The 25,752-nt window shown below is 56.1% G+C and carries 27 protein-coding genes; 13 read left to right on the top strand and 14 right to left on the bottom strand.

Translation table 11 applies throughout. From position 1 onward, the window contains the following. Positions 1–134 precede the first annotated feature (134 nt). Positions 135–350, bottom strand: coding sequence for a hypothetical protein (locus Dform_RS07660; RefSeq protein WP_076004479.1), 216 nt, complete (start codon positions 348–350; stop codon positions 135–137). Positions 351–472: 122 nt separating this feature from the next. Beyond that, on the bottom strand, positions 473–1,804 hold the full coding sequence (locus Dform_RS07655; protein ID WP_076004478.1) for a KamA family radical SAM protein: 1,332 nt from the start codon (positions 1,802–1,804) through the stop codon (positions 473–475). Positions 1,805–2,341: 537 nt separating this feature from the next. Between Dform_RS07655 and Dform_RS07650 the strand changes: the two genes are divergently transcribed. After that, a complete protein-coding gene (locus Dform_RS07650) occupies positions 2,342–2,917 on the top strand; it encodes a pentapeptide repeat-containing protein (protein ID WP_076005117.1) in 576 nt (191 codons plus the stop codon). Between the two features lie 298 nt (positions 2,918–3,215). On the opposite strand, the gene Dform_RS07645 is transcribed toward Dform_RS07650, so the two are convergent. Then, complete coding sequence (locus Dform_RS07645) at positions 3,216–4,178, bottom strand: YihY/virulence factor BrkB family protein (RefSeq protein ID WP_076004477.1); 963 nt, start codon at positions 4,176–4,178, stop codon at positions 3,216–3,218. Positions 4,179–4,263: 85 nt separating this feature from the next. Between Dform_RS07645 and Dform_RS07640 the strand changes: the two genes are divergently transcribed. The 7 genes from Dform_RS07640 (at position 4,264) to Dform_RS07610 (ending at position 12,284) form a co-directional block, all read left to right on the top strand. Continuing rightward, positions 4,264–4,602, top strand: a complete 339-nt coding sequence (locus tag Dform_RS07640; protein WP_076004476.1) for a GIY-YIG nuclease family protein — start codon at positions 4,264–4,266, stop codon at positions 4,600–4,602. A gap of 326 nt (positions 4,603–4,928) precedes the next feature. Next, entirely contained in the window at positions 4,929–5,570 is a 642-nt protein-coding gene (locus Dform_RS07635; RefSeq protein ID WP_076004475.1) for a uracil-DNA glycosylase, read from the top strand. 49 nt (positions 5,571–5,619) lie between these two features. Further along, a complete protein-coding gene (locus tag Dform_RS07630; RefSeq protein ID WP_257787732.1) occupies positions 5,620–7,251 on the top strand; it encodes a ribonuclease J in 1,632 nt (543 codons plus the stop codon). 131 nt (positions 7,252–7,382) lie between these two features. Further along, on the top strand, positions 7,383–7,577 hold the full coding sequence (locus Dform_RS07625; RefSeq protein ID WP_076004474.1) for a hypothetical protein: 195 nt from the start codon (positions 7,383–7,385) through the stop codon (positions 7,575–7,577). A gap of 84 nt (positions 7,578–7,661) precedes the next feature. After that, positions 7,662–8,177: a putative immunity protein gene (locus tag Dform_RS07620; RefSeq protein WP_076004473.1), complete on the top strand. Its 516-nt coding sequence runs from the start codon at positions 7,662–7,664 to the stop codon at positions 8,175–8,177. A 199-nt stretch (positions 8,178–8,376) separates the two neighbouring features. Further along, positions 8,377–10,671 (top strand): DNA translocase FtsK, encoded by a 2,295-nt coding sequence (locus tag Dform_RS07615; RefSeq protein ID WP_083635409.1) that lies wholly within the window; start codon positions 8,377–8,379, stop codon positions 10,669–10,671. 230 nt (positions 10,672–10,901) lie between these two features. Next, on the top strand, positions 10,902–12,284 hold the full coding sequence (locus Dform_RS07610) for an MBL fold metallo-hydrolase RNA specificity domain-containing protein (protein WP_076004472.1): 1,383 nt from the start codon (positions 10,902–10,904) through the stop codon (positions 12,282–12,284). A 209-nt stretch (positions 12,285–12,493) separates the two neighbouring features. On the opposite strand, the gene Dform_RS07605 is transcribed toward Dform_RS07610, so the two are convergent. The 6 genes from Dform_RS07605 to Dform_RS07580 form a co-directional block, all read right to left on the bottom strand. Beyond that, entirely contained in the window at positions 12,494–13,324 is an 831-nt protein-coding gene (locus Dform_RS07605) for a S1C family serine protease (protein WP_083635408.1), read from the bottom strand. A 148-nt stretch (positions 13,325–13,472) separates the two neighbouring features. Next, complete coding sequence (locus Dform_RS07600; RefSeq protein ID WP_076004471.1) at positions 13,473–14,234, bottom strand: ABC transporter permease; 762 nt, start codon at positions 14,232–14,234, stop codon at positions 13,473–13,475. Further along, positions 14,231–15,169, bottom strand: coding sequence for an ABC transporter ATP-binding protein (locus Dform_RS07595; RefSeq protein WP_076004470.1), 939 nt, complete (start codon positions 15,167–15,169; stop codon positions 14,231–14,233). Before Dform_RS07595 ends, Dform_RS07600 begins: the two co-directional genes overlap by 4 nt. Next, complete coding sequence (locus tag Dform_RS07590; RefSeq protein ID WP_083635407.1) at positions 15,147–15,398, bottom strand: PLD nuclease N-terminal domain-containing protein; 252 nt, start codon at positions 15,396–15,398, stop codon at positions 15,147–15,149. Before Dform_RS07590 ends, Dform_RS07595 begins: the two co-directional genes overlap by 23 nt. Next, positions 15,395–15,871, bottom strand: coding sequence for an HIT family protein (locus tag Dform_RS07585; RefSeq protein ID WP_076004469.1), 477 nt, complete (start codon positions 15,869–15,871; stop codon positions 15,395–15,397). The genes Dform_RS07590 and Dform_RS07585 overlap by 4 nt, the downstream gene beginning before the upstream one ends. A gap of 234 nt (positions 15,872–16,105) precedes the next feature. Further along, on the bottom strand, positions 16,106–17,500 hold the full coding sequence (locus Dform_RS07580) for a putative Ig domain-containing protein (RefSeq protein ID WP_076004468.1): 1,395 nt from the start codon (positions 17,498–17,500) through the stop codon (positions 16,106–16,108). A gap of 261 nt (positions 17,501–17,761) precedes the next feature. Here Dform_RS07580 and Dform_RS07575 point away from each other — a divergent pair, with 261 nt between their 5' ends. Then, positions 17,762–17,926, top strand: a complete 165-nt coding sequence (locus Dform_RS07575) for a DUF3008 family protein (protein WP_158513483.1) — start codon at positions 17,762–17,764, stop codon at positions 17,924–17,926. A gap of 53 nt (positions 17,927–17,979) precedes the next feature. Continuing rightward, positions 17,980–18,150 carry a DUF1328 domain-containing protein gene (locus tag Dform_RS07570; RefSeq protein ID WP_076004467.1) on the top strand — a complete coding sequence of 57 codons (171 nt, stop codon included), beginning with the start codon at positions 17,980–17,982 and terminating at the stop codon, positions 18,148–18,150. Between the two features lie 35 nt (positions 18,151–18,185). On the opposite strand, the gene Dform_RS07565 is transcribed toward Dform_RS07570, so the two are convergent. Together Dform_RS07565 and Dform_RS07560 are read right to left on the bottom strand one after the other, a co-directional pair. After that, complete coding sequence (locus Dform_RS07565) at positions 18,186–19,037, bottom strand: DUF4382 domain-containing protein (protein WP_076004466.1); 852 nt, start codon at positions 19,035–19,037, stop codon at positions 18,186–18,188. Continuing rightward, a complete protein-coding gene (locus Dform_RS07560; RefSeq protein WP_076004465.1) occupies positions 19,034–19,549 on the bottom strand; it encodes an RNA polymerase sigma factor in 516 nt (171 codons plus the stop codon). Before Dform_RS07560 ends, Dform_RS07565 begins: the two co-directional genes overlap by 4 nt. Positions 19,550–19,696: 147 nt before the next feature. Here Dform_RS07560 and Dform_RS07555 point away from each other — a divergent pair, with 147 nt between their 5' ends. Beyond that, positions 19,697–20,614: a diacylglycerol/lipid kinase family protein gene (locus Dform_RS07555; protein WP_076004464.1), complete on the top strand. Its 918-nt coding sequence runs from the start codon at positions 19,697–19,699 to the stop codon at positions 20,612–20,614. On the opposite strand, the gene Dform_RS07550 is transcribed toward Dform_RS07555, so the two are convergent. Both Dform_RS07550 and Dform_RS07545 read right to left on the bottom strand, forming a co-directional pair. Then, positions 20,611–21,819 (bottom strand): MalY/PatB family protein, encoded by a 1,209-nt coding sequence (locus Dform_RS07550; RefSeq protein ID WP_076004463.1) that lies wholly within the window; start codon positions 21,817–21,819, stop codon positions 20,611–20,613. The two genes, Dform_RS07555 and Dform_RS07550, sit on opposite strands and share 4 nt — an antisense overlap. Before the next feature lie 16 nt (positions 21,820–21,835). Then, the gene (locus Dform_RS07545) at positions 21,836–22,516 is read right to left on the bottom strand and encodes a RibD family protein (protein ID WP_083635405.1); all 681 of its coding nucleotides are present in this window, start codon (positions 22,514–22,516) and stop codon (positions 21,836–21,838) included. 186 nt (positions 22,517–22,702) lie between these two features. On the opposite strand from Dform_RS07545, the gene Dform_RS07540 reads away from it, so the two are divergent. Then, the gene (locus tag Dform_RS07540) at positions 22,703–23,584 is read left to right on the top strand and encodes a hypothetical protein (protein ID WP_076004461.1); all 882 of its coding nucleotides are present in this window, start codon (positions 22,703–22,705) and stop codon (positions 23,582–23,584) included. 193 nt (positions 23,585–23,777) lie between these two features. Here the strand turns inward: Dform_RS07540 and Dform_RS07535 are convergent, their stop codons facing one another. After that, positions 23,778–24,290, bottom strand: coding sequence for a deoxyuridine 5'-triphosphate nucleotidohydrolase (locus Dform_RS07535; RefSeq protein WP_076004460.1), 513 nt, complete (start codon positions 24,288–24,290; stop codon positions 23,778–23,780). A 108-nt stretch (positions 24,291–24,398) separates the two neighbouring features. On the opposite strand from Dform_RS07535, the gene nhaA reads away from it, so the two are divergent. Then, positions 24,399–25,745: a Na+/H+ antiporter NhaA gene (gene nhaA, locus Dform_RS07530; RefSeq protein ID WP_076005113.1), complete on the top strand. Its 1,347-nt coding sequence runs from the start codon at positions 24,399–24,401 to the stop codon at positions 25,743–25,745. Positions 25,746–25,752: the final 7 nt, after the last annotated feature.

Genomic DNA, 25,752 nt, shown 5'->3' with positions numbered 1-25,752 from the left:
ATAGAACGAAAGAACTTTGGCGCCTCGCGAAAACGACGGGGGTGACGGGCACGGCGTGCCGTGCCGCTACGCAGATGGATTCCCGCTTTCGCGGGAATGACAAACCGGAATTGGGACGGACGGTAACGGTCTGGTTACCTGATGGTCAAGACCTTGAGAGGCGCGGCGCTGCTGTACTGCCACTTTTTCGACGGCTCGCAAATCTTCTCCGCCCCAAATTCGGTGACAGCGATCATATCGTCGAAGGAAATGACCGGTTCGGCAAAGGAGCAAGCTTTTTGATCGAACGTCAGTACCCTCGTCTCGGCGGGATACTTCTTCAGTTCATCGATCAGTTCAGATACTTTCATCGGGGGTCCTTTCTGAATGTATTTGAGGGGTGAAACGGCCTCGATTTCCCATATGATACCAGCCTGAGGTACATGAATCGACCTTCCGCTGGTATTTTTAAGCCGAAGGGGCAGGTTCCAGACTACTCGAATTCATGTTTTTGGTGATGCGCTCCATTCCTTAAAATCCCGTCCAATTCAGCCTTGAAAAAGAAATCTTCGCCGAAGGCGGGTTTCAGGTCGGTGTACCAGGTAGCCGCCTCGTCGTACTCGCTGAAAAATGGGCGAGCCACCCAATCCGGATTGCGGCCCTGGATCATCCTGAAGGTCAACAATTTTTGGCCTTGGATGGCGGCGGTCCCGAGTATCTGCACCTTGCCGGGGAGGCAGGACATGACCGGGCCGCGGACGGTTCGGCAAATGCCGCTGACGCGCTGATAGGCCTCCCGGAAGATCTCCCATGCCCTCACCAGGGGCAATGAGAAATAACGCTGGGCGCCGGTGTCCCGGGCGACGAACATGTAATAGGGGATGCAGCCCAGGTCGACCTGCTTCTGCCATATTCCAGCCCAAACCTCGGGAGAATCGTTGATGTGCCGCAAGAGGGGTGATTGAGTCCTGATCACCGCCCCGGTCTCTATAATCCTGGCTATGGCTTCTTCAACGGCCTCACCTTCAAGTTCAGCCGGATGGTTGAAGTTAGCCATGAACGCCAGGTGCTTGCCGGCGGCCTTTACTTCCCTGAACAGCGACAACAAACCGGCGGCATCGTCGTCGGTGGTGAAGCGGTACGGCCAGTAGCCTAGCGCCTTGGTGCCGATGCGGATGTGCCTGAGGTTGGGCAAGTCGGCCTCCAGAAGTGGCCGAAGGTACGATTCAAGGATTTTGGTTTTCATGATCAGAGGGTCGCCGCCGGTAAAAAGAACGTCGGTGACGCCCGGGTTGCCCCTGACGTAATCGACCAGCAGTTCGGACTCCCTGGAGGCAAACTTCAGCCCTTCCATACCGCTGAACTGCGGCCAGCGGAAGCAGAAGGTGCAGTAGGCGTGGCAGGTCTGGCCCTGGCTGGGGAAGAAGACCACCGTCTCCCGGTACTTGTGTTGGAAGCCGCTCAAAGTTTCGCCGCACCACACAGGAACGTTGAGTTCGATCTGGCCCGCGGGGTGAGGGTTGAGCTGCAGCCTGATGGCGTCGGCGGCCTCCTTGATGCGGGCTTTATCGGCGCCTGAAAGAATGAGTTTCTCCATGGTGGCGTAATGCTCCGGAGAAAGCATGTCTTTTTGGGGAAAGGTCAGGATGAACATGGGATCATCAGGCGCCTTCGACCAATCTATAAGGTTTTCGACGACGTAATTGTTGGTCTTGAAAGGTAAAACCGAACCGACCACCTCGATGGCATCGATCTGTTCCCGCGTCAGATTGGCAATCTGCGGAATGCTCCTAAAATTATGAACGCTATATGCGTGGTATTGCATTCAAATACCTCCTGAATTAGGAATCCGGATGACATGATCCATTGAAATACTGTTATGAGCCACCGCTCGAGGGTCGCCGGATTTTTCCGAACGATTGCGATGAGACGGCGAACTTGGACCGGCACCCGGTTTAAGAATTGATTACTGAAGAGAGACGGTGCGCCGCGCGAAGGGGCAAGAGACGGCGTCAAAGATCCTTGTTACCAATTATAACGCATACAGACATCTCTGTGAAGTTGGATAGATAGACCGGCCGGATGGGACGGGTGACCTGTGGGTCGGCCCGAGCGGGAGATCGACGAACCACAGATTGCTTCGCCCCGGCAAGCCGATGGCTCGCAAAGACGAAAGGGGGGTGTTATGGCTGGTGGGTTACGTTTTACTTCACCCACCCTACAAAAACCAATGACGACGGACAGGCGGGCGGGTTAAAAACCCGCCCCTACTGGAAATCGACCAACCGCAGACCTCATATTGGGACTAATCAAGAAATATTTATCCGGGTCAAAGAGTCTGGCGAAAGAGTATAATCCGGATATGATTTTCAAGAAGAAAGCCTATTACCAGGAGTCTTTTACATCCCTGTCGCTCGATGGAGAAGCGTTCGAGGGCATCGAATTTGAGGAATGCCAGTTTTACAAATGCAGCTTCGTGAACTGCACCTTCGAGGGATGTAAATTCCTGGAGTGCAAGATCAACGAATGCCGGTTCAGCGCCGACAAGGTGCCCCACACCAGGTTCATCGAAGTGAAGTTTACTACTTCTCAGTTGATCGGCATCGACTGGACCAAAGCGGATGCCATCGAAGGGCTGGAATTCACCGACAGCAAACTCAATTATTCCAACTTTCGCCTGCTGAAGCCGCCCCGGATCAAGATGATCAGGTGCGAGGCCAAGGAAGCCGATTTCACCGAAGCCGACTTGACCGGGGCGATTTTCACCGGAACGGATTTCGAGAACAGCCGCTTTTTCAAGACCAACCTAACAGGCGCCGATTTCAAGGGCGCCAAAAACTATTTCATCGACGCCAGGGTCAATACCCTTAAGAAGACCAAGTTTTCCATGCCCGAAGCGCTGTCATTGCTGAACGGGCTGGATGTCATCATCGAATAAGCCGCTTCGCAAACGATGTTTACGGAACGTCGTTGAGAGATGCGGACACGGCATGCCGTGTCCCTACGAGAGGGTTTTTGATGTGCCTCGGGAGGACGATTACCAGCCCCCATTTCATCGCGGGCTCGCAAAGGAAGATTTGGGCGCATGATGTTGAGGATTCAGCCAGGGCACGCGCAACGTGCCCTACGATGCGGGCGAACGCCGTTCGCCCCTACAAACGCTTCTAAATGATCGAATGATTTGACCGTGACGACAAAAGTGGGACTTTCATTCCCAAAAAACCCTTAATAAATATCTATTTCCCTTTATTTCGAGTTTTCGCAAAGACCTTTTCTTCATACGGGGCGTTGTGGGACTCGCCGGGCTTTACGACATGATACGTCCCCTCCCGGCGTTCCTGGCGCAACGCATTGTACTCAACAGTAAAAATGGCGCCGATGATGGTCACCATCGAGGCGTAGTATACCCAGGTGATGAACAGGATTACCGTCGACAGGCTGCCGTAGATGACTTCGAAGCGGGCGGAGTTTCCGGCAAAGGCAAAGAAAAAGCGGCGGGCTAGCTCGAAGGCGACAGCGGCGAACAGCGCCCCCGGGAAGACCTCTCGCCAGGTGGTTTTGGCGTTCGGGAAGATCTTGTAGACCAGGGAAAACAGTAGGAACATCAACAAGAAGGAGGCTATGTAATCAGCGGTTTGGACCAACGCGCTCTTAAAAAGGGGGATATCCGGGAAAAATTCCAGCGCTCCTGAAAACCCGATGGAAAAGAAAAAGAGCAAGCCGCAGCTAAACAACATCGCCAGAGCCAATAATTTCGACTTAAAAACCGGCCGGAACTTCCGGATGCCCCAGGCGCGATTTACGGCGTCATCCAGGCTGCTGAAAATGTTGATCCCCGTCCACAAGCTGCCGACGATACCAACGAAGCCGAGCGCCGCCCTGGAATCCGCGATGCGCGCCAGGTTGGTCTGGAGATTATCGATCGACGTTGGCAGGTTGGCAGAAAAGAAATCGAACAACCGAGCCTGGAAGTCCATGTTGTTGAAAAAATACGCGAAGATAGCGAGCACACCGAAAAGCAGAGGCAGCAGTGACAGGATGACATTAAACGAAACATTGCCCGCCAGGTCTCCGGCGCCGGTGTTGCCGGCCTGGTTGGCTATCCTGACGATCAACTGGATGGGCGGCTTGGCGAGCCAACGTTCATAAGTCGGGGTGTACTTCTTTTTCAGCTTGGCGACGGTTTGTTTGATGGTCACGATCCCATTGTACCTTGGCACGTTGCGATAGTCGAAAATCCGGCATCGCGATATAATCGGCACGAATCTAACGGGGAAGAAAAATATGAGCGATAAGAAAGAACTGATAAACGAATACAAGCAGAGGAAGATCACCGGCGGGGTGTTCAGGGTCGTCAACACCATGAACGACAAGTACCTGCTCGATTACGCGACAGACCTGCAGGCCAAGCAGAATAGCTTCAATTTCATGGTGGCGACCAACGCCAGCTTCGACTACAAGATGGACAAGGATTGGAAAGAGTTCGGGGCGCAGGCGTTCAGGTTCGAGGTTTTGGATTCACTCGAAAAGAAGAAAGACCAGACCCAGGAGCAGTTTATCGAAGACCTGAAGATGTTGAAGGGGATGTGGGGGGAGAGGTTGGGGGACGTCCTCAAGTATTGATCTTCAAGGGATTCTTAACTAGGATTTAGATCGGTTCAAATTCATTCTCGAGATACGTGGCAACTGGCGTGTGGTACACCAGACGAGGCAAAGGGAAACTGGGCGAACGAACGCAGGTCGCCCCTAATGAACCAACCGCAGATTGCCGCGTCGCTGCGCTCCTCGCAAAGACAATGGGTTTAGATTGCCGCGTCACTGCACTCCTCGCAAAGACAATGGGTTTGGATTACCACGTCGCTGCGCTCCTCGCGACGGCATACAGGCCAATTGACTCATCCCCCTTCCAATGTTAATATGCCATCGAATGACTTTTAATCGTAAATGCCATGGTTGATATTACCCCACTGGGCGAACTTGCCCGGGAGATTTACAACTGCCAGCGCTGCGGGCTTTACAAAAACACCACTAACGCCGTCCCCGGGGAAGGCAACCCCCACGCGGAGATAATGTTTATCGGTGAAGGCCCGGGATACAATGAAGACCGGACGGGCAGGCCGTTCTGCGGCGCGGCGGGCAATTTCCTGACTCAACTAATTACTTCAATCGGCCTCAAGCGGGAGGACGTTTATATCACCAACATCGTCAAACACCGGCCGCCGGGCAACCGCGACCCGCTGCCGGAGGAGATCGAAGCCTGCAAACCCTGGCTCGACCGCCAACTGGAGATAATAAAGCCCAAGGTAATCGTGACACTGGGAAGGTATTCGATGGCCCGGTTTTTCCCGGGCGTCACCATCTCCCGCATCCACGGCCAGTCGCAAAAGTGCGGCGAGTACACCTGCTTCGCGATGTACCACCCGGCGGCGGCGCTGCACCAGGGATCGCTCCGCGCCACCATAGAAGCGGATATGCTTAAACTGCCTAATATACTCGAGGATATAAGAAAACGTGAACAACCAGCCCCAATCCCAATCGCAACAAAACCGCCGCCGCAGGAAGCCCGGCAACTCAACCTCTTCGGCTTCTAGACCTCAACCCCAGGCGCCTCACCGCGGCCAGGGTTCCAAGATCCGCATTGTGCCGCTGGGCGGACTGGGCGAGATCGGCAAGAACATGATGGTCGTCGAATACGGCGACGACATTATCATCATCGACTGCGGTCTGATGTTTCCGGAAGAAGACATGCCGGGGGTGGACCTGGTCATCCCGGACATCACTTATCTCCAGGAACGCAAGGACAATATCCGCGGCATCATCATCACCCACGGCCATGAGGACCATATCGGCGCGCTGCCCTACATCCTGCCGCAGCTCAACGTCCCGATCTATTGCGCGCCGCTGCCGCAGGGCCTGATCCAGGTCAAGCTCAAGGAATCCCATGTCCACAACGTCAAGATTCACGCCGTCCAGCCGGGCGAAAGGATCGACCTGGGGCTGTTCAATATCGAATTCATCTCCATGTGCCACTCCATCCCTGACTCGGCGGGGCTGGTTATCAGGACGCCGGCGGGGACGATCGTCCATTCCGGCGATTTCAAGCTGGACTATACCCCGGTGGACTGCCGGCCGACTGACCTGGGGCGGCTGGGGCAGATCGGCGCCGAGGGCGTGCTGCTGCTCATGGCCGATTCGACGCACGTCGAACTGGCCGGCTACACGCCATCCGAAAAAGTGGTCGGCGAGACGATTTCGACGATCATGGGCGCCGCCAAGGGCAGGGTGCTGGTGACGACCTTTGCCTCCCTGGTCTCCCGCATCCAGCAGGTCATGGACGCGGCGGTGCTGTACAACCGCAAGATCTTCATCGCCGGGCGCGGCATGAACGATATCGTCAAGATGGCGCTCAAAATGGGTTACCTCAAGGCGCCGGACGGACTTATCGGCGAGCTTTCCGAGATGCACCGGCTGCCGCCGAACCGGATTGCCCTGGTGACGACCGGTTCGCAGGGCGAACCGACTTCGGCGCTGGTCCGCATTGCCAACCGCGAACACCGCGAGGTCCAGATCAAGCAGGGCGATACGGTCATCATTTCCGCCTCCCCCATCCCCGGCAACGAATCAGTGGTCGCGAAAACCATCGACAGCCTGTTCAAGCAGGGCGCCATAGTCTACTATGACCGCATCGCCAAGGTCCACGTCCACGGGCATGCCTCGCAAGAAGAACTTAAATTGCTCCAGAGCCTGATCCGGCCGCAGTATTTCGTGCCGGTGCACGGCGAATACCGCCACCTGAAGCTCCACGCCAAGCTGGCGGAGGGGATGGGGGTGCAGCCGGATAATATCTTCATCCTCGAGGACGGCGATATCCTCGAACTCTCGCCGAACGGCGGCAAGGTGACCGGACACGTTCCGGCATCGAACGTGTACGTCGACGGCGTGTCAGTGGGCGACATCAACGGCGTCGTCCTGCGGAACCGCAAAATGCTGTCGCAGGACGGCATAGTCGTCGCCATCATTACCCTGGATGCTTCCACGGGACAGATGGCGGTCCGGCCTGACATTGTTTCGAGGGGGTTCGTGGACCCGGAGGCGGGGAGGGCGCTGCTGGAGGAGAGCAAGGACATGGTCAGCAGGATGTTCGAGGAAGAAAAGCAGAGGATATCCGATTCGGCGGTCATCAACAACCGGGTACGGGACGTACTTTCGAAGTTCTATTACGACCGCACCCGCAGAAGGCCGATGGTGCTGCCGGTGCTGGTGACGGTGTAAGTTAAGCACCAAGCACTAATGTATAAATCCTAAATACCTTTAAATAACCTAAAATCGGACAAACCAGGTGAGATTGCCCGGCTCCGAAAAATCGGGGCCTCGCAAAGACACCATGGGAGGGTCACTTAGCGATGAAGATGCTAATCGGCGGGATTATCGGAATCGCGGGGGCGATATTGCTGGCCAGCATCGTTGTGGATGCCGCCTACCTCGGATCCATCATTGATAGTATTGTCACGAAATTCATTTTATCGCTGGTAGGACTGGCGATGATTCAAATCGGTTATACGCTGTTTAAATCGGGCATGCCGGCAAATAAGCGCTAAGCACCAATTTCTAAATTCTAAACAAATTCGAATCTCAAAAAGCAAAATCCAAAACTGCCGCCGGTTGGATTTGGAGCACGTAATATGATCCTGCCCAAAGTCCGTGATCCGCGGTTCATTACCCTCCGGCGCGGCGGGACGCTGACAGATTCCGACCATCATCTCCTTGCCCTGTGGGCGGCTGATTGCGCTGAACATGTACTTCATTTCTTTGAGTCGACACGACCGTCCGACACCAGACCTCATCATGCTATCGAGCAGGCCAGGGCGTGGGCGCGGGGGGAGATCACGATGACCGAAGCCCGAGCGGCGGGCGGACATGCCATGGAGGCGGCCAGGGACCTAACGGGCGCTGCGCGGTGGGCGGCATACGCGGCAGGTCAGGCGGCGGTGACGGCGCACGTGGCGGCGCATGAACTCGGCGCCGCGGCTTACGCGATCAAGGCTGCTGGCGCGGCGGTTCTCAGGAGTGAAGCCGAGAGCGCGGGGAGGGCAGAATGCCGATGGCAGCGTGAACAACTCCCTGAGCAGATCAGAGATCTCGTATTGGACGATGAGCGGTTGAGGAATGAAATCTGCTGGTCGGTATTCGATTGCTAATTCAAATACACCGCCTCGCTTTATGCTTGCTTCGGCGGGCTCAGCGCAGGCTCCCCGACTGAAGTCGGGGCAAGCACCACGAACGGACACGAATATTTTGAGTGCTCGCCAGGAATGGAATTTTATTATCGTTCGCCAAGTAATTCGTACTCTTTACACCGCTAAAATGGCCTGTTAAACTGTGGCGCGAAGGCCGGTTATGTCAATTAAGAAAAAAAGCAAACTCAATATCAACAGCCGGGGAGGGATGGGGGGAAAAAGGTCCAAGCCCGACAGGCCATCCCATTCCGGCAAATCGGATACCGCAGTCACGATGATCAAGGTCGTCATCGGCCTCGGACTTATTGCCCTGGTGATTTCGTTCTGGAGCACGATCGGGGCGGTCTTCGGCTTGGGGTTGATCCTCCTCATCCTTGGCATCACTGTTGCCATCGCGGTCTTCAAGCGCGAAGCCGTCCTGGAATTTGCGCGCAAAACAACCTTTATCTACTGGTACCGGTGGATCGGCGCGATAGTGCTGATCGCCTCCATCTGGGGCTTGCTCGGCATCATGGGCAGTGGCGGCGCGGTGGGCAATGCGATCATCAATTCAGATACGGGGCCCGGCGGTTTTGTACGGGTTACCGGTTTGTTCGTTTTAGCGCTGGTATTGATGGTCCCGGCGGCGGGATGGGCGGTCACCAAATGGCTGTTCGGCGGAATCAGCCGGCCGTTCAGGGTGGACAAGAACAGGCCGGGGGCTGAAACCGCTTATCCCGCGGGAACCCCAGGCAACCGGCCGACTCTCAGGCAGGCGATAGCTCCCGACCGGCAGAACATAGAGCGAAAACCAGCCCCGGAGACGGCTATCCCGGCCTCGGTGATGGTCGAGGCGGAAGAAAAACCGCCTGTCGAGAAAGCAGCGGCGGCTAAATCTGACAAGGACGCCAGGGAGCCGCGCGACCTGAAACAGGTCTCCCAGGACGTATGGAAAAAGTACGGCGAAACAGCGACTCTATTGACCGCCGACGGCTGGCGCCTGCCGCCGGTGGAAATCCTGGATTATACCCCCGAGATCGAATACGGCGAGGCTGACAACCAGGAACGGGCCCGGATGATCGAAGAGGCACTGGGCAGCTACGGGGTGGAGGCGGCGGTGGTGCAGATCAACGCCGGTCCCACGGTCACCCAATTCGGCGTTGAACCGGGATGGGACCGGAAAGTCAAGGAGATCAAGGAGAAAGATAAAGACGGCAACCCGGTCACCAAACAGGTAGAGACCGGCAGGACACGCGTCAAGGTTGACCGCATTTCCTCGCTTTCAAACGACCTGGCCCTTGCCCTGGCCGCCCCTTCGATCCGCATCGAAGCGCCTATCCCGGGCAAGTCTTTAGTGGGCATCGAGGTGCCCAACACGATGCTGGGTTCAGTCAGCATGAGGTCGGTCATCGAGACTACGGCTTTCCAGAAGCTTAAAGCCAAGGCGCCGCTGGCGATCGCGCTGGGGAAGGGCGCGGGCGGCGAGGCGGTGATCGGCGACCTGGCCAAGATGCCGCACCTGCTTATCGCGGGCGCCACCGGCTCCGGCAAAACAGTGTGTTTAAACGCCCTTATCTGCTGCCTCCTGATGAACAACACTCCCAGCGACGTCAGGTTCATCATGGTCGATCCCAAGCGCGTCGAACTGACGCCTTATAATTCAATGCCTCACCTGGCGGCGCCGGTCATTGTCGACGTGGACAAGGCTATCGGCGCCCTCAAGTGGCTGGCCGGTGAAATGGACCGGCGCTACAAGACCATGGCCGAGGTGACGGCTCGCAACATCGACGCTTATAACAAGAAACCGGGCATCGAGAAGATGCCTTACCTGGTGCTGGTGATCGACGAATTGGCCGACCTGATGATGGCAGGGTTCGATGATGTTGAGCATTTGCTATGCCGTTTGGCGCAGATGGCCAGGGCCGTGGGCATCCACCTGGTGGTGGCCACCCAGCGACCTTCGGTGGACGTTATCACCGGCCTGATCAAGGCCAATTTTCCCACCCGCATCAGCTTTGCCGTGACTTCACAGGTGGATTCCCGGACGATCCTGGATTCCATCGGCGCCGAAAAACTGCTGGGACGCGGCGACATGCTTTACATGCCGACCGACGCCGCCAAGCCCAAGCGCCTCCAGGGCTGCTACGTTTCCGACCAGGAGACGGAGCGGATGGTCTATTTCTGGAACGGCCAGCACCCCGACGCCAATTCCCCGATGCTCAAGGTCGAGGAACTGGCTTCAACCCAGGCTAACGCCGGCGGAGGCGCCGCCAAGCAGCGCGACAGCCTGTTCGAAACCGCGATGCAGCTGGCCGAGGAATCAGGCAATATATCGGCGTCATTCCTCCAGCGCAAGCTCCATATCGGCTACCCGCGAGCAGCCAGGCTGGCCGACGAGGTCAAGGAAGCACTGGGGCAGGACACGGATGACGGCGGGGCGGAAGTCCCGGCGGACGACAACACGCTTTTGCGCTGAAACCCGCGGAGCGGGTTGTAGATCAAGTCATGAAAGACCGGGAAACGAGCCTGGACGATTCCTCAATGTGATTGCCTCCCCACCCTGTACAGGCAGGGATGCCTGTGCTACCCCCCCCCCCCACTTTAAAATTATCATGGAATCCGTCCCGCCTGTCCCTCGTCCGTGTGAAGCTGTAAACCCAAGCGGCCTTGCTTGCTTAACGTCTTGTTATCGGCTATCGTAAGAATATGCCAAAACTCACTTTCCTCGGTGCGGCGGGCAATGTCACCGGATCCCGCTACCTGTTCGAAGGCAGCGAGACCCAACTGCTGGTAGATTGCGGCCTGTACCAGGAACGCGAATTCCTGTCCCGCAACTGGGACCCGACGCCTCTTAAGCCATCCGAAATCGACGCGGTTATCCTGACCCACGCGCACCTGGACCATTGCGGGCTGTTGCCCAAGCTGGTCCACGACGGCTTCCGGGGCAAGGTTTATGCCACCGATGCCACACTAGAAATGGCTGAGGTGATGCTGCTTGATTCCGCCCGCATCCAGGAGGAAGACGCGGATTTTAAGAAACGCCGGCATGAAAGGGAAGGCCAGCGCGGCGCATTTCCCGAATTGCCCCTTTATACCGTCGAAGACGCTAAAAACACCTTCCCGCTTTTCCATCCGGTGAGATACGGCGAGACGATAGAATTCGCCGGGGTGAAAGCTACGCTCCAAAACGCCGGGCATGTGCTCGGATCTGCCATGGTCTATCTTGAATGCCAATCCCGGGGGAAAGCCAGGAGCCTGTGCTTTTCCGGCGATATCGGGCGGCCCAAGAGTACCTTGCTCACCGCACCCCGCCCGCCTTCGGTACCGGATTACCTGGTGATGGAGGCGACTTACGGCGACCGGGATCATCCCCCGGCGGCGGACGTCGAAGGAACGCTTGCCTCGGTGATCAATGAAACGATCAGCAAGGGCGGCAACGTCGTGATACCGGCATTTGCCCTCGAACGGACCCAGGAATTGCTTTTCTTCCTGAAAAAGCTGATGGCAACAGGAAAAATTCCAAAGATGACCGTCTACGTCGACAGCCCGATGGCGATCGAACTTACGGTAATATTCTCCAGGCACCCGGAGTTACTGGGAGCGGAGGCGGGGAAAAGCGCTAATTTCGGATTCCCGGGGCTCAAACTGACGGCGTCGGTGGAGGAATCCAAAGCTATCGCCCATGACCCCAAACCCTGCATCATCATTGCAGGCTCCGGGATGGCGACGGGCGGCCGCATCAAGCACCACCTAGTAAACAATATCACCCGACCCGAGAGTACCATCCTGTTTGTCGGATACCAGTCCCGGGGGACGCTGGGCCGGGCAATCACCGACGGGCAGAGCCCGGTTAGAATCCTCGGGCAGATGTACGATGTCAGAGCCCGGGTGGAACAGCTCCAAGGACTCTCGGCGCATGCCGGGCGCTCCGAACTTATGGATTGGATTACAGGTCTCGGGAAATCCCCGACACGGATATTTATCACCCATTCGGAAGAAGATTCCGCCAATTCCTTTGCCCAGGCGCTTCGGGAACGCACCGGTTGGCCGGTGACCGTGCCGGCTTACGGCGAGAGCTTCGAACTGTAAGAGAACGGGCTTATCGGGGTGTAGTTCGAAAGCTGCGTCCCGCCTATGGTTTCTTCGACTTCGCTCCCCGAATCGTCGGGGCAAGCCAAGACAAGCCAGGCTCACCACGAACGGAACGAAAGATCCGATTACCCTATAAAAGAACGCGGAAAAAGAAAACGGGGTTTCATTTTTTGAAACCCCGTTTTCAATTATCGGAGGGATAAAAACTACTTCGGGACGTTGGCGGAGATGTAGGCGGTTATCAGGTTGATCGGGATGGCCAGGTTGATCATCTCGAAGTCCTGTCCGGGGTCGATGCCCGCGCTGGGAATGCCGATCATCCTGCCGCTCTGGGTAAACAGGCAGCCGCCGCTGTTGCCGGGGTTGATGGGGACGTCGATCTGGATCCAGTTGGCGTTGTCGTAAGTCCGCATGGCTGAAACCATACCCTGGCTGAAAGTGGCCGGCCCGGGAAGCTGGGTGCCGAGGGGGAAGCCGCCGGCGACGACTTCATCACCGACGGTGAAATCCGACATCGTCCCGAGGGTCATAACCGGGAAGTCGGTTCTTGTCGATGTGAGTTTAATGATTGCCATATCCTGAACAGTATCGGCAGCCACGGTGGTTGCCGCCAGGATGGTGCCGTCTTTCAGGGTGACTTTGATGGCTGTAGCCCCGGCGACGACATGAGCGTTGGTCAGGATGTAACCACGGGCGTCAATAATAGTACCGGACCCGGAGTCCAAGCCGCCGGCTACGGTGCAATCTATGCGGACGATCTTGGGTTCTACCAGGGCGATGACGCCGGCGAACGAATCACCCACTGAGCCGGTGGAAGCCCCGGTAGGCCCGACCACGCTGCCGGCATCGATGGTTTGCCCGTTTGACATGGTAATTATCAGGTGCCCGCCGGCATTGACCGAAGCAGAAGAGATGCTGAGCCCGGCGGGACCGGCGGGTCCCTGGGCTCCCGTTGTCCCGGAACTGCAGGAAGTGACTGAAAACACGGCCGACACAAGCATCAAGGCTACGATTGCGGGCATCCAAATCTTTTTCAAGGTTATCCTCCGTTATTTTGAAGTTCTTAAACCAGTATAGACCCAGCTTTGGCGAACACAAACAGCGATGCCCGCCGATTTTATTCGCGGGCATCGCTTTGGGAAGCCAAATCCGATTATGTTATTTTAATGGAGACGATCTCGAATCTTAAATTTCTTTCCTCTTAAGGATCGTTGTCGCCAGGTAGGCGGCTAACGCGATCAGGGCAACGGTCACACCTAGCGCCAGCCATTCCGCGCCACCGGTTTGCCCGGCGACCAGGTGGTTGCCCCAGCTTGTGAGCGAATTCGGGATCACCCGTCCCACGTATGGAACCTGGGTTATTGCGGCACCGGTCAGCAGGACGGCGATGGAAATGCCGCCGGCGGCAAGGGCATTGCGGAACATGGCTGAGAACACCAGGGTCGTGGCAATACTGAAAACCATGAACAGGGCCAGAAGCAGTGTCTGGCCGATAAAGCCGCTGAGATTGGCGTCGCCGAGCAGCATCACTGTATAGGCATAGGCACCGATGCCCCCCAGGACCAGCCCCGCGATGAAAGTTGAGCTTATCGCCACCAGCTTGGCGGTGACGAAAGCGCCGATACCGACAGGCTTGGAAAGCGTCATCACCGCGGTGCCGCGGCTGCGTTCACCTGCAATGGCGCCCATGGTGATCAGAATCACCACCAGAAGGCCGACCTGCAGAGCTGTCGCGGAGTATTCGGTCAGGGCCTCGAGCGCCGTAGGCGGGGGCAGCGGGATGCCGGTGACGTCTTCGCCCGCAAGCTTGATGATTTCCGGCAGGTATTTGAGCATCAGGGGGGTGGTCAAGCCGAAGAACAAGAACACCCCGGAGACAATGAGCAACCGGTAGGTGCGGAACTGCTCTTTCAGTTCTTTGAACAGGAGTGTTTTAAAGCCGTTCATTTACCGTTCACCACCTCGACGAAGATGTCCTCAAGGCTGGGCTGAGCCAGTTCGTACCGGAGCAGGGTCAGGCCGCTTGCGGCGATAAGGTGGGGCAGTTCCTTGCGCGCGGCAGCGACATCCTGGGCGGTGACTCTGAGGAGAGGCGTGTTGCCGTTGACAGCCGCTTTTTCGGATTTTACGAACCAGGGTTTGGCTTGGAGGGCATCGGCGAAAGACTTGTCATCCTCGTCGAATTCGATCTCGAATACCGACCTGGAATATTTCCGCCTCAATTCCTCGACGCTCGAAGTAACCAGCAGTTTTCCTTTATCGATGATGGCGACGCGGTCGCAGACTCTTTCGACGTCAGATAGGATATGGGTGGACATGAAAACGGTGGCTTCTTCCTTGAGCTTGCCGATGAGATCGAGGACATCGCGCCGGCCGATGGGGTCGAGGGCGGAGGTCGGTTCGTCCAGGAACAACACTTTAGGATGGTTGAGCATTGCCTGGGCGATGCCGAGGCGCTGTTTCATGCCGCGGGAATAACCGCCCACCTTGCGCTTTGAGGCTTTTTTGAGTTCAACAAGTTCAAGAAGTTCAGCGGCGCGTTTACCGATGGCGCCGCTGGTCATGCCGTAAAGCTCGCCGGCGAAGCGCAGGTATTCCTCTCCGGTCATCCAATCGTAAAAGGCGGGGACGTCCGGCAGAAAACCGAAATTCTTGCGGACTTCGACCGACCCCTGGGTGACTTCCTGGCCGCAGATGAAAGCCTTGCCTTCGGTCGGCGCTGATAATCCAGTCAGCATCTTGACTGTAGTGGTCTTGCCGGCGCCGTTGGGCCCGAGGAAACCGAAGACGGCGCGCTCATCGACTGTAAGATCGAGCCGGTCGACGGCGACAATGTCGCCGAAACGCTTGGTCAGTTTTTCAGTCTTTATCGCCGGAGCCATTGGCACTCTCCTTGTCTTCTACATGGCGGCCCCAGACGAGGTAGATGATCGGGCCGAGGATTTCAAGCAAGATGATCACCAGTACCCATACTACCTTGCTGCCGCCCTTGACCTTTTCACGCTTGGCGAGGTCGACCAGGGCTACCACCCACAGGACAACCTGGATAATGAATACCGGGATGAGGAATGGGACCAGGTCTTTAAGGATCTGGATGTCAGAGTCGGTCATTTGAAATACTCCTTCAATTTTTCATACGTCTTATCGAGGGCTTCGTTGATGACCCGGGTTTCGCCGAGAACCGGCATGAAATTGGTGTCACCGACCCAGCGGGGAACGATATGACAGTGGAGGTGTTTTTCCACTCCGGCTCCAGCCGCTTTCCCCAGGTTGAAGCCGACGTTGAACCCTTCGGGACCCATTGCCTCCGTCAACACGGTCTCGCACCGGGCAACCAGTTCCATGATCTCTGCTTTTTCGCCCGTAGTCAGGTCTGCCAGACGGGAAACGTGCCTGAACGGGGCCACCATCAAGTGCCCGGCGGTGTAGGGATAGGCGTTCATGATGACGAAGGCATCCTTGCCGCGGTGCAGGATCAGTTTCTTTCTATCGTCGCCTTCAAGTGGCAGATCGCAGAAGATGCAGCCATCGTTTTTGGGGCCTTCGATCAGCTGCATCCGCCAGGGCGCCCAGATCTGTTCCATTTCCACCTCTCTTTGCTGGTTATTTTCGGTATTTCGCCAATCACCGAAATATTACAGGGCTTTTCAAATCAGTGTCAATAATTTAACGATAATATACTCCGGTTAAAGCCCTGCGGATAACCGCCGCATGCCGGGTTATTAGACTGGCCGAACGGCGGGGTTTGACCATGAAGAGGCAACGAAAAAGGGAGCCCGGAGGCTCCCTTTTTCTATCCCGATGACAATAACCGCAAATTAAGCGATGTGGATGGCAAGCGCCTGTGCATATGTGAGATGAGTCGGGGTGGCGCTGTCGGTTACGGTGACGGTGAACGCAGAATCGCCCGCCGCGGTCGGCGTTCCGGAGATTAGACCGGTTGCCGGATTGAGGGTAAGCCCAGCCGGAAGAGTTCCTGCGGTGACGGCGAAGGTCAGGGGCGCGACACCGCCGGTGGCTGCGACGGTCGCGCTGTAAGGGGCGCCCAGGGTGCCGTTAGCCAGGGTGGTCGTGGTGATCTGAAGGGCAGGCGCCGCAGCGATATGGATGGCGAGAACCTGGGAATCTGTCTTGCCTGTTGGCGTAGAAGCATCGGTCACGGTCACTGTAACTGGGAAATCACCCGATGCGGTGGGGGTGCCAGAGATGACGCCAGTATCGGGAGCGAGGGTGAGCCCAGCAGGTAGGGTGCCGGCGCTAACCGCCCAGGTCAGTGGTGCGAGGCCGCCCAGCGCGGTCAGAGTGGCGGTGTAGACGCTGCCGGCGGTTCCATCAAGAAGGCTGGTATTCACGATCTGGATGGCGTCGGCGGCGGCGATGCTGATAGTGAACGATTTTTCAGCCGTCTTCTTGATGGCGAAGCTGTCTTCAACCTTTACGGTGAAAGTAGCGTCGCCCGCCGTGGTCGGAGTGCCGGAAATGACGCCGGTGGCGGTATTGAGAGTCAGACCCGCGGGCAAGGCGCCGGTGACGCTCCAGGTATAGGGTATCTGTCCGCCCATAGCGCCCAGGGCGGCGGTATAAGGAATACCGACCATGCCGTTGGGCAGGCTGGCGGTGGTGATGCCCAGGCTGCCGGGGTCAAAGGTTGCGTTGAGCTTGATGACCGGTTGGAATATGACCTGACCCGAGTTGCCGGCGGTGTGGATGGATTTGGCGGCATCGAAGTCGAACAACAGGACGCTAGTCTTGCCGGCGGCTATCTCAAATCCCTGGATGAACTTCAGCTTGCCGGAGGGCAGCTTAGCTTCGACGGGCTGCTGTTCGCCTTCGTAGGAGACGGCGACTTTAGTAACCTCCATGCGGATCTGGTTATAGGTGCCGGGGGTGAGGTCGGCGGTAGCCAACAGTTGTTCCAAACCTTGAACTTTGAGCAGGTCGAAGGTGCTGGCTCCGGTTAAAGACAGCGTCTGCCAACCGTTCTCGCCGGTTTCGCCGCCGCTTTTGTTGATCTCGACCGAGGCGACGGTGACGTTCACGGCGGTGACTTTCTTTTCAGGCGGGGCATCGGTGACGCGGACTTCAAGGCGTCCGGTGGTGGCCCCGGTGGTCTGATCGTCAGAGCCGGGGTTTCCAAGTTGAGCGCAACCCGACAGCACTATCGCAGAAATCGCGATGAAAGCTGCCAGTTTTGCCAACAATCCAGTTTTCATTTTCCGTTCTCCTTTTCGAGTGGTTCCGTTGATAGAAACGTGACACCGGGGATTTTGTCAGGCCGGATCCTTTATTACGATCGTACCAGAGACTGTCTGGCGCGAATACAATCCGGAAAATCGTGGGTATTCGTAAGCATTTACGTAGAAATCCGCCAAAAAATGCGCAACACATTTCTTAATGATGAGTAGATTTACGGATTATAAGATTGAACGGCATAGGCTTAAATATGAAGAGGCAGGATGGGGGGTGATGGTTGCATGCCGAGCACGTCAAAAAAACAACAAAAAGTCATGTGCATTGCCGAGTCCATAAAAAAAGGGAAAACCCCGGCTGGCTACAGCAGGCAGGCGGCCAAAATCGCCGGCAGCATGAGCGAGGAACAGTTGAAAGAGTTCTGCGAAACTCCCGTCAGGGAGCAATAGAGTCGCCGGTCTGGCTTAACGTTCTGCGTGAATTCAAAAGGGAGGAGATTCTTATGGGGCTGGTCGTATTACTGTTCATCCTGGCGATCATTGCCGCGATTTTCGGCTTCGGCGGCATCGCCGCGGCGATAACCGGACTCGCCGTCGTCCTTTTCTGGATTTTCCTGATCCTGTTCATCATCGGCGCGGCGTTCAGGGTATTGACAGGGCACTGGTGGGGTTAAACACCCGGCCGGGGTGAGTTATCCCGGGTCGGGGTTCAGTTCTTCGGTTCGTAAACGGCGCCGCTCTGGCCAGCCTGGGGATTGAGAATATATTTGCCCGAACCCTGGCCGGTCTTATTGGCGGTGATGTCAAAGGTGAACGAAGTGACCTTATCGCTGCCGACGACGAATGGGAGGGATACCTGGAGTTTGCCACTGGGCAGTTTGACTTCAGCGGTCTGACCGTCCTTGAGGGTGCCGGCGATATTCTTGACATAAATCTCAACCTTGGTGTACTGGCCGTCCGGGACAACACCCTGCCAGAGCTGCTGGGTGATGTCACCGGGAAGCTGCACCAGGTCAAAATCCGCCACTTCCGGGGTGAAGGTGACCCAGGCATCCCCTCCACTGGTTTTGAGCAGCGCCACGTGGTCGACGGTTACGACAAGACTCGTGAAATCGGCGATATCATTGGGCGCGTCGCTGACCAGGAAACGGAAATTGTTGCTTGCGGAGGGGGTACCGGCCGGGTTTGTAGCGACTATCGTCGGGATCGAGCCGGGCGCGGCGGTGTTCAGTCCCACCAATCCAATCACAACCACAAGGAAAATGCTGACCACAGTACCCCATGCCGGGGCCTTGGCGGCAATCCAAGCCCAAAACGAGGTCTTGCGGCGCTTGTCGAGGGCTTCAAGCAGGCGCTTTCGGGCCTCTCTCCGGGATGCGTCCGGCACCTTGATACGGGTAACGAGGGAAAGACCGGCGGCTGCTTCCAGGGCGGGTTTGAGCTCCGCGGAGTATTCGGGATAATCGGCCAGGCATGATTCGAGGGTCGCCCCGCGACTCAGCCGGTCGACGCATTGGTCCAGGACAGTATTAAAATCCATGGTTTTCATGTCTTTATTCATCTGGTCAGTTTGATCCTGAGTTTTTTAAGCGCGGCGGACTGGGCTTCGCGGACCGCTCCGTCACTCTTGTCCATCAGGGCCGCCGTTTCCGCTGAGGACAACCCGCCGAAGAACCTCAATTGGATGACCTCCCGTTGATCTTCGGTGAGGTCTGCCATCGCCTGGCGCACCATTTCCATCTGTAGCTTTCTTTCGGTGTCGAGTACCGGGTCGCTATCCGATTCTATTTCGACCTTCTCCAACTCTACCTTTTTCACATGGCTGTTTTTACGATGGTAATCGACGACCAGGTTGTGGGCTATTTTGAACAGCCAGGCGCCCATCGGCAACCCCCGTTCTTCGAAGGAACCGAGGGATTTCAGAGCTTTGACGAATACCTCGGAGGCGATGTCCTCGGAATCCCGCTGGTCGCCGATGCGGGCGTAGGCGTAGCGGACGATGCGGTCATAGTATTCGTCGAAGAGACCGGCGAGCTTATTCTCTTTTTCTTTCAGCGAGTCTCGTTTTTGCATCGGCCTCTCGGGAATGCGCGACAGATTTCGATTTACTATACCACAGCCCCGAAAAGGCTTGTTCGATAATAGTAACGGGCAAATTGTCATAATGTCAGGAGCCTCGACATGCTGTGGTAAAATGGAATATTCCAAAAAGGAGCGGTGATGCCCCAAAAGGCTGTCGCCAAAGTTATCGTCAATCCTGTCGCGGGATGCGGCGCCTCCGCCAAGCATTGGCCGCACATCAAGCAACAGCTCGAGAAGCTCGGCATCAAATACGATGTCGTCTTCACCGAGAGAGTCGGCCATGCCATCGAATTAGCCCGGGAAGCAACCAAACAACATTATCGTTACATCGTGGCGGTTGGCGGCGACGGCACGATCAATGAGGTTGTCAACGGCTTGCTTTCCGTCCCGGACCACCAGGTCGCCCTGGGAGTGGTGAATACCGGCACCGGGTCCGATTTTGTGCGGTCGCTCGGCATTCCCCGCAACCCCGACCGGGCCTGCCATCATCTCCTTTCCGACAAACGGATTAAGGTAGATGTCGGTGTTATCGAGTGGGGGATCAACGGCACTTCCGGCAAAAGGTATTTCGTGAACGCCGCCGGTGTGGGGTTCGATGCCGAAGCCACCGAAACCCGCCGAAAACTGCCGAAGATATTCCGGGGGCCGGTTTCTTATGTTGTCGGCGTTTTCAAGACTCTGGTGGCCTACCGGAACAAGCGCATCAAGATAAAACTCGACGAAACCGATGAGAGACACAAGAAAGTTCTCTCGGTGATAGTTGCCAACGGCAAGTATTTCGGCGGCGGAATGAAAGTAGCCCCCGACGCCCACCTTGCCGACCAGTTATTCGAAGTCCTGACCATCGGCGATATCGGAAAGTTTGAGCTCGTCCAAGCGTTCCCGCGCGTTTACAAGGGCACGCACGTCACCCACCCCAAGGTCAAGGTTGAGCGGGCATCAAAGGTGGACCTGTCATCCGTCGAGCGCCTGCTTCTGCAGGCTGACGGGGAGATCATCGGGGAGGGGGCGTTCAGGTTTTCGTTATTGCCCGGGGCGTTGAGTGTGATTGTCTAGAGGACCCATCCGGATTCAGTGGTCGCTTGTTCGATTCGATTCAACGCTTCTTGTAATAGAGACCTCGGACTAGCGATATTCATTCTCATAAACCCCTCGCCTGCCGGCCCAAATCTGTAACCCTCGTCGAGACCAACTTTTGCCCTGATGATAAAGAAATCCCGCAGTTGTTTTGAATCCATTCCCAATCCCCGGCAGTCCAACCAGACCAGGTAGGTGCCTTCAGGGCGCACTACTCTGATCTTGGGGATCCGCTTCCCGAAGAAATCTACCAGGAAATCCAAGTTACCCTGCAAGTAAGCTGAAAGCTGTGCCAGCCAGTCGTCGCCGTCGCGGAAGGCGGCTTCGAGGGCGGTGAGGGCCATCGTGTCAGGCTGAGGCATGATACCGGATCGGGCTGCCTGGAAATCGGCGCGGAGTTTGGGATTGGGGATGATGATGACCGAGGCAGCGAGGCCAGCCAGATTGAATGTCTTGGAAGCCGACATGCAGGTGATGGAGTTCCGGGCCAATTCTTCCGAAAGAGTGGCAAAAGGAGTGTGCTTGTTGCCGTCAAAGAGGAGTTCACAGTGGACCTCATCTGAAATAACGATCGCTCCCGAGTTGATGGCGATCTCGCCGACCTTTCTCAGTTCGTCCGGCGAGTATACCCGCCCTACGGGGTTGTGGGGATTACATAAGATCATCAGCTTTGGCTGCGGCGGAGCCATGAAGCCGGGGTGGGGCGGGTTGAACCTGGCCTTTAGATTTTCGCAGTCCATAGAGTAATGCCCGCCTTCGAACCGGAGCGGACTATCGGCGACCCGGCAGCCCGCGCCCGCAACCAAGGACCAGAAGGGGTGGTAGACCGGGTCGTTGATGACCACGGCATCACCGGGATGGGTAAACGCCTTCAGGGCGGCGGCGATGGCCGGGATGACGCCGGGAGTGAAAACCAGCCAGTCCGGTTCGACCTTCCAATTGTATTTGCGCTGCAGGCGGTTGATGACGGCTTTGATGAGAGATGATTCGGGGTAGGTATAACCATAAATCAGATGCCCGGTGCGTTCCCGGAGGGCGGTGGTGATGGGCTCGGCTACTTCGAAGTCCATGTCGGCAACCCACATTGGGATGACGTCTTCAGTGCCGAAGATTTCCTTGCGCAAATCCCATTTGACGGAGCCGGTGTTGGAGCGCTCGATAATACGATCGAAATTGTATTTCATACAGATATTATATGCTTTAAACTGGTTTCATTACCTGGTATTTTAACAGTATAAGGTCCTCTTTCAACCGTTCACATTGTAACAATTTCAAAGGAAGAGGATGATTTTCCCGATTAAGCTGGTTAAGGAATCTTTGTGTAGAATTTTCCCCCACCAAAACAGGTGAGATTACCAGGCTGATCTCATCAACCAATCCCTCAGTAATTAAGACTCCATTCAATGTCGGTCCCGAGTCGATCAAAAATCTCCTGAGTCCGTAATTGGAATCGAGCCGTTCAAACGCGGTATGGAAATCAACATGATCCTTTCCACAAACCAAAAAATCGTAGTTCCTTGCTTCAAGGTACCGAACAAAATCCATATCCGTTTTTTCGGATATCAGTACAATGATGTCTCTGCAAAATTCGAATGACCTGCAAGCATGAAGCATGCCTTTCGTTTTACCCTGGGTGTCTACCACTATCCAATACGGTAAATCGCGGTTCCGGCTCGGCTTCACGAGGTCCTGTTCTTTTTCCTCAGGAACGCCGCCGTACATCTCTATTCCGGTTACTATCGTGTCGGAGCCAATTACGGTTGCTTCAGTTTTATAACTACCCGCTATCTCATAATGGAGACTCATATTCACGTCGAAACCCGTGAATGAGCCATCCAAACTGATGGTGTTATGCATGATGACGAATCTTGATTTATCCATTATTCGAGCTCCAGTAGTCTGTAATCAATTCGAATTGCATTATAGCGTTCGGGGCTTGCCTCCCGCTATGAATTCCGGATTTCGCCGGGGAAATGGTTAATCAGATTTATTGACAATTAAACATCTAAAGAATAGCATTTCGCCAACGACCCGCCCTCCTTGAACTCATCGCCAGAAGAGGCTGATATGAAGGGTAATTGGGAGTTCGATTTCACTGTCCGCGCCGGCAGCCCGGTGGTCGCGCTTTCACCCGGCGGTTCCGCCTCAATCCCGATAACAGTCGAGGCGCAAGGACAGGCGCAGCCGGTACAGCTTGGGGTGGCGACAGATTGGGGTGGGGCGGGTATTGTCGCCGAGGTTGCGCCGAATGTTGTTCCCGGCAGCGGAGCGGCCATGCTCCATGTGGTGGTCTCCGCGGCAACGCCTCCCGGCAGCTACATGATAGGCGTTCAGGGGACAACGACGGGCACGTTCAAGACTTCTCAGGCGACGGTCACAGTTGTCGTCACTCCAAAACCAACACAGGATCAGCCTGAAGACAACGATGGCGGGGGCGGGCAAGAAGCCGCACAAGGCGGCCAACCTTCGGTAGCTGGAAAGAAATCACCGGCTGCCAGACCAGCCTACGGGAAGATGTCTGCTGCTTCGGCACATCGAGGACCAGCGGGATTTATTATGACCCTGGTCATGCTCGGAGTGTTCGGTTTCGGACTGTATTACCTGAATCAGCAATATAATTTGATAGACACGATCTTCGGTTCGGGGACAACGCAATCGACCGATCCCGGGGGCGCCTCGACATATACCGGAACCCAGACATTTACGATTTATTCCCAGATGGGAGGCAGCCCGATGTCGAATAGTGGGCCTGCCAGCGTGCAAATCGACGGGGCGGGAGACGTACTTGGCCCGGTGCTGTTCGGTAAGATCACAAACGGGGTGTTCACGGGTGAGGCACACACGAACGACGGGGCATCTTACCCAATGACCGGGACATTCTCTTATGGCACATTGAAAGCAGAATACCGTTCGAATTCGGTTAGTTGGGTCTGGACTCTTCATAAGTAAATGACATGAAGCAGATCAGCCAAAACGGTAAGAACTACTTCATCTGCGAAGAATGCGGGTTCGCCTACCTTGAAGAGGCGCTGGCACAGCAATGCGAGGACTGGTGCAAACAGGGGAAGGGTTGAAGGGTGGACCTGGCCCGCCGTGCCGCGGGCTTCGAGGAAGACGGCGAGATCAAGTCGCTTCAGAACAACTAACGGGTATTCTCGTTCTGGTAAATGCCGGAGTAGCCTTCGGTCTCCGCACCAAGACGGAAGAAGACCAACTGCAGCAGGCGCGCGTTCTTCTCGAGGATGATACCATCCTTGTTGTAGACCACGAACAACGACTGCGATCGACCCGAATACCCCGCGTCCCAGACGGCGGTATGGATGGCAGCACCGCAGCGCAGCAAGCTGGACCTCGTCCTTCCGAGCGCCATGACATCTTTGGGCAGGCTCACGATCTCATTGTAAGTGATCAGGTAATTACCCGGTTTGAGGTGGATTCGATGATCGTTGTCGAAAGGCAGGTGTTGGAGATTTGATAGCCGGCGATCGGCGTTATCGACAGGAATGATGCCCAGCCCCTCGATGGCGCAGATCTCTTTCAGGGTCAGGTCGATACCATTAGGTTGAACCTGGTCAGCGAGGCACAGATAACCGGTCAGCAGCGACGGCTCGCCGTTGATCAGAACCAGGAGTTCTTTTTTAGCCAGGCAGGTCATGGCGGGAAGTGTAACACGGGCGGGGGGAGGGGGTAAAACGGACCGCCGCTAGACGGGAAAAGGCGGTATGCCGTAAAATGGCCGCTCGTAGACTATTGAGTTGGCATGATGCGATTATCAATAAGTAATTCCAAGTTTGTGACCGCGATCGAGCGTTTCCTCAGGCAGGAATCAGCCGGAGGTGTTTTACTTTTCGGCGCGGCGGCGGTCGCGATGGTCGTGGCCAATTCACCATGGGCTACCCATTATTTCGACGCGTTGCATACCGAAGCCGGCGTTATTATTGGCAGTTTTCACCTGGAACTGTCGCTGGCTCACTGGATCAATGACGGACTGATGGCCTTGTTTTTCCTGCTTATCGGCCTAGAAATTAAACGCGAACTGATGGTAGGCGAGTTATCCTCACCTGCTAAGGCTGCTTTCCCGGCGGTGGCAGCACTGGGGGGCATGATTGCCCCGGCATTAATATATCTGGCTATCAACACCGCTCAAGGAGGCGAATATCGGGGTTTCGGTATACCCATGGCAACCGATATCGCTTTTGCCCTGGGTTTTTTAATGCTTTTGGGCAAGCGAGTGCCGATGGCGTTGAAAGTATTCCTGGTTTCGCTGGCGGTTATTGACGACCTTGGCGCTATCCTTATTATTGCCGTTGCCTACTCAGGGACGCTCGACTGGTCAAGCCTGGGGTGGGCGGGTTTGGTCATTGGAGGTCTGATCGCCCTGAACGCGGGCGGTGTCAAGAAGCTGACACCATACCTGGCGCTTGGCCTGGTGCTGTGGTATCTGATCTTCCAGTCTGGAATACACGCCACAATAGCCGGTGTTATCCTGGCATTGACAATACCGGTGAAGCAGAAGATCTCCTCCCAGGAGTTTGTCGACACCTGCAAGTTGGAACTTGACGTATTCGGAAGCGGTGAGTCCCAGCGCAAAAACATTCTGCTGACTCACCAACAACAGGAAGCGGTAGAGAAAATGAGTGACGCCTATGAGAGCGTCCAGAACCCGCTGGTCCGTCTGGAGCACGCGCTTCTTCCCATAAGCGCCTTTTTCATCATGCCATTATTCGCCCTGGCCAATGCAGGCGTGGCCCTCGGCGGTGAGATCGATCTGATACAGCCAACGGCACTGGGAGTCGTCATCGGGTTGTTGATCGGCAAACCGGTAGGCATTATCGGGTTGACTTTCCTCATCAGTAAGCTGGGCTGGATAACTAAGCCGGCGTCCTGCCAGTGGAGACACATTATTGGCGCCGGTATCCTTGGCGGGGTAGGCTTCACCATGTCAGTGTTCATCACAGGCCTGGCTTTCACCGAGTCATGGATGATCGACTCTGCCAAACTGGCGATCATCACCGCCTCACTCGTGGCCGGTCTGTCTGGAGTGTACTATCTGTTTAGATTACCCGCACCTTCGACCTGCAGCCTCGAGAGCACCAGTAGCCGACATTAGGTTGCCT

The organism is Dehalogenimonas formicexedens (assembly GCF_001953175.1).
In the GTDB taxonomy this organism is placed as follows: Bacteria; Chloroflexota; Dehalococcoidia; order Dehalococcoidales; family Dehalococcoidaceae; genus Dehalogenimonas; species Dehalogenimonas formicexedens.
This window is presented reverse-complemented; position numbering and strand designations above follow the sequence as displayed.

What these genes read in the sequence shown, in the direction of transcription:
- Dform_RS07660 (WP_076004479.1), bottom strand. Translation starts at nt 350, where the DNA reads ATGAAAGTATCTGAACTGATCGATGAACTGAAGAAGTATCCCGCCGAG.
- Dform_RS07655 (WP_076004478.1), bottom strand. Translation starts at nt 1,804, where the DNA reads ATGCAATACCACGCATATAGCGTTCATAATTTTAGGAGCATTCCGCAG.
- Dform_RS07650 (WP_076005117.1), top strand. Translation starts at nt 2,342, where the DNA reads ATGATTTTCAAGAAGAAAGCCTATTACCAGGAGTCTTTTACATCCCTG.
- Dform_RS07640 (WP_076004476.1), top strand. Translation starts at nt 4,264, where the DNA reads ATGAGCGATAAGAAAGAACTGATAAACGAATACAAGCAGAGGAAGATC.
- Dform_RS07635 (WP_076004475.1), top strand. Translation starts at nt 4,929, where the DNA reads ATGGTTGATATTACCCCACTGGGCGAACTTGCCCGGGAGATTTACAAC.
- Dform_RS07625 (WP_076004474.1), top strand. Translation starts at nt 7,383, where the DNA reads ATGAAGATGCTAATCGGCGGGATTATCGGAATCGCGGGGGCGATATTG.
- Dform_RS07620 (WP_076004473.1), top strand. Translation starts at nt 7,662, where the DNA reads ATGATCCTGCCCAAAGTCCGTGATCCGCGGTTCATTACCCTCCGGCGC.
- Dform_RS07615 (WP_083635409.1), top strand. Translation starts at nt 8,377, where the DNA reads ATGTCAATTAAGAAAAAAAGCAAACTCAATATCAACAGCCGGGGAGGG.
- Dform_RS07610 (WP_076004472.1), top strand. Translation starts at nt 10,902, where the DNA reads ATGCCAAAACTCACTTTCCTCGGTGCGGCGGGCAATGTCACCGGATCC.
- Dform_RS07600 (WP_076004471.1), bottom strand. Translation starts at nt 14,234, where the DNA reads ATGAACGGCTTTAAAACACTCCTGTTCAAAGAACTGAAAGAGCAGTTC.
- Dform_RS07595 (WP_076004470.1), bottom strand. Translation starts at nt 15,169, where the DNA reads ATGGCTCCGGCGATAAAGACTGAAAAACTGACCAAGCGTTTCGGCGAC.
- Dform_RS07590 (WP_083635407.1), bottom strand. Translation starts at nt 15,398, where the DNA reads ATGACCGACTCTGACATCCAGATCCTTAAAGACCTGGTCCCATTCCTC.
- Dform_RS07585 (WP_076004469.1), bottom strand. Translation starts at nt 15,871, where the DNA reads ATGGAACAGATCTGGGCGCCCTGGCGGATGCAGCTGATCGAAGGCCCC.
- Dform_RS07580 (WP_076004468.1), bottom strand. Translation starts at nt 17,500, where the DNA reads ATGAAAACTGGATTGTTGGCAAAACTGGCAGCTTTCATCGCGATTTCT.
- Dform_RS07575 (WP_158513483.1), top strand. Translation starts at nt 17,762, where the DNA reads ATGCCGAGCACGTCAAAAAAACAACAAAAAGTCATGTGCATTGCCGAG.
- Dform_RS07570 (WP_076004467.1), top strand. Translation starts at nt 17,980, where the DNA reads ATGGGGCTGGTCGTATTACTGTTCATCCTGGCGATCATTGCCGCGATT.
- Dform_RS07565 (WP_076004466.1), bottom strand. Translation starts at nt 19,037, where the DNA reads ATGAATAAAGACATGAAAACCATGGATTTTAATACTGTCCTGGACCAA.
- Dform_RS07560 (WP_076004465.1), bottom strand. Translation starts at nt 19,549, where the DNA reads ATGCAAAAACGAGACTCGCTGAAAGAAAAAGAGAATAAGCTCGCCGGT.
- Dform_RS07555 (WP_076004464.1), top strand. Translation starts at nt 19,697, where the DNA reads ATGCCCCAAAAGGCTGTCGCCAAAGTTATCGTCAATCCTGTCGCGGGA.
- Dform_RS07550 (WP_076004463.1), bottom strand. Translation starts at nt 21,819, where the DNA reads ATGAAATACAATTTCGATCGTATTATCGAGCGCTCCAACACCGGCTCC.
- Dform_RS07545 (WP_083635405.1), bottom strand. Translation starts at nt 22,516, where the DNA reads ATGGATAAATCAAGATTCGTCATCATGCATAACACCATCAGTTTGGAT.
- Dform_RS07540 (WP_076004461.1), top strand. Translation starts at nt 22,703, where the DNA reads ATGAAGGGTAATTGGGAGTTCGATTTCACTGTCCGCGCCGGCAGCCCG.
- Dform_RS07535 (WP_076004460.1), bottom strand. Translation starts at nt 24,290, where the DNA reads ATGACCTGCCTGGCTAAAAAAGAACTCCTGGTTCTGATCAACGGCGAG.
- nhaA (WP_076005113.1), top strand. Translation starts at nt 24,399, where the DNA reads ATGCGATTATCAATAAGTAATTCCAAGTTTGTGACCGCGATCGAGCGT.